The organism is Paraburkholderia podalyriae, from assembly GCF_014397785.1.
In the GTDB taxonomy this organism is placed as follows: domain Bacteria; phylum Pseudomonadota; class Gammaproteobacteria; order Burkholderiales; family Burkholderiaceae; genus Paraburkholderia; species Paraburkholderia podalyriae.
On sequence record NZ_VZQQ01000218.1, the window covers coordinates 1 to 1,427 of the forward strand.

Consider the following 1,427-nt stretch of genomic DNA (forward strand, 5'->3'; position numbering starts at 1 on the left):
TCCGGTTGCCTGTCAAGACCTACATGATCTTCTATCTGGGCACTCTGATGTCATCAGGCCTAGACGGTCCGCTCTCCTTCATTATCCCAACTGCTTACGGGTGGGAGGCGTTCATTTCATTGAGTTCGATGCCCGACAGGATGATGCGGGCGCAACGAAAATCCTAGAAACCCATCATGTTTGACGATACGTTTGATCGCGCGCTGGTCCTGTCCGACAACGTTGTTCAGATATTTGACCTGGCGCACCTTGATGGGCGTTTTCCGTTCGGCGTTGATCACTTGCAGCACGGCCAGATTGGCACCGCTTTTGTCTACGGCGATGGTCTCCGGTTCGCCGTTCTGATCGATGGATTTCTCGAAGTAGCGACACGCGGCAGCCGCGATTCGTGACGGCGACTCCGGCCTTCTCGGCGCCGATCTTCTTGCCGTTCGGGCTGCGCCCGACGGCGACCGGCACGAGGTCGTAGCGCTGCGGCTCTGTCGGCGCCTTCTCGCCCTCGAACTTCACGTAGATGCCGTGCGACGCGAGCGCTTCCGCTTCCTCGACGATGGGCGCCGTGTGCAGCGACGCCTTCGAGAGAATACAAACAACGTTCAGGCACACGCAGCACAACGCCGAATACCGTTCGCCGAGCGCTATCTTCATGCCGGGATCGGCAGCGCAGAATGCGGCCGAGTAGGCGTCTCAGAAAGGGGGAAATCCAATTAGTCTCGCGACATGCTCACCTTTCCGGGACCTGAAACGTCTGCACCATACTCTCTCATTGCCACGTCGAGAGCCCCGAGGCATGGCTACGCGCCCTCATGACGACTCGTCAAATGCACTGAGCTCCGCGAGCGTTATCGGCTTTAGTGGGGGCCGCACACGTTGGAAACCAACCGCAGCAACAGAGCGACATTGCGCAGACGCAGGCAAATTGGCAACCGTGTAGCCGCATTGACGGCCCTGACACGGGCCCATGCCCGCGCGCGTGAACGCCTTTAGCTGGTTCGGTCCCGGCTGGCCGAGTTCCGCGGCCAGCCGCACATCGCCAGCCGTTACCTCTTCACAGCGACAGACAATCGTCTCATCGGGCGGCGTGAAAATCTCCGTACGCGGCCGATAGATCGAATCAAGCAGAGGCCGCATCGCCAGCTCATGTGCGAGCCGCCGACGCAGCGGCGCTGCAAGCTCGCTTGCGCGCCCGGCCGACAGTGCGCCCGAGGAAAGCGCGACGCCGATAGCAGCAAGTTCACCGCGTGTGCACGCAGCTTTTGCGCCGCCGATTCCAGCGCCGTCGCCTGCGACATAGGGCTCCGGTGCAAATAGACGGTCTGGACGAGATTTCTGTAGAACGGAGACCTCATCAAGCAGACAGCACGGCCTTCCAAACTGCGGGCGCAGCGGTATCTTTGAGGTCGAGCTTCGCGAGGCTGAATTGGCCT

Annotated in this window: 1 protein-coding gene and 2 pseudogenes; all 3 read right to left on the reverse strand. The window is 60.6% G+C overall.

All coding sequences use genetic code 11. The features are described 5' to 3' along the window. Positions 1-166 precede the first annotated feature (166 nt). Positions 167-389 (reverse strand): annotated as a pseudogene (locus F6X42_RS42625) (DDE-type integrase/transposase/recombinase); the annotation flags it as partial. A gap of 415 nt (positions 390-804) precedes the next feature. Continuing rightward, the gene (locus F6X42_RS45120; protein ID WP_246530564.1) at positions 805-1,131 is read right to left on the reverse strand and encodes a (2Fe-2S)-binding protein; all 327 of its coding nucleotides are present in this window, start codon (positions 1,129-1,131) and stop codon (positions 805-807) included. A 217-nt stretch (positions 1,132-1,348) separates the two neighbouring features. Continuing rightward, a pseudogene (locus F6X42_RS46520) lies at positions 1,349-1,427 on the reverse strand (IS6 family transposase); the annotation flags it as partial.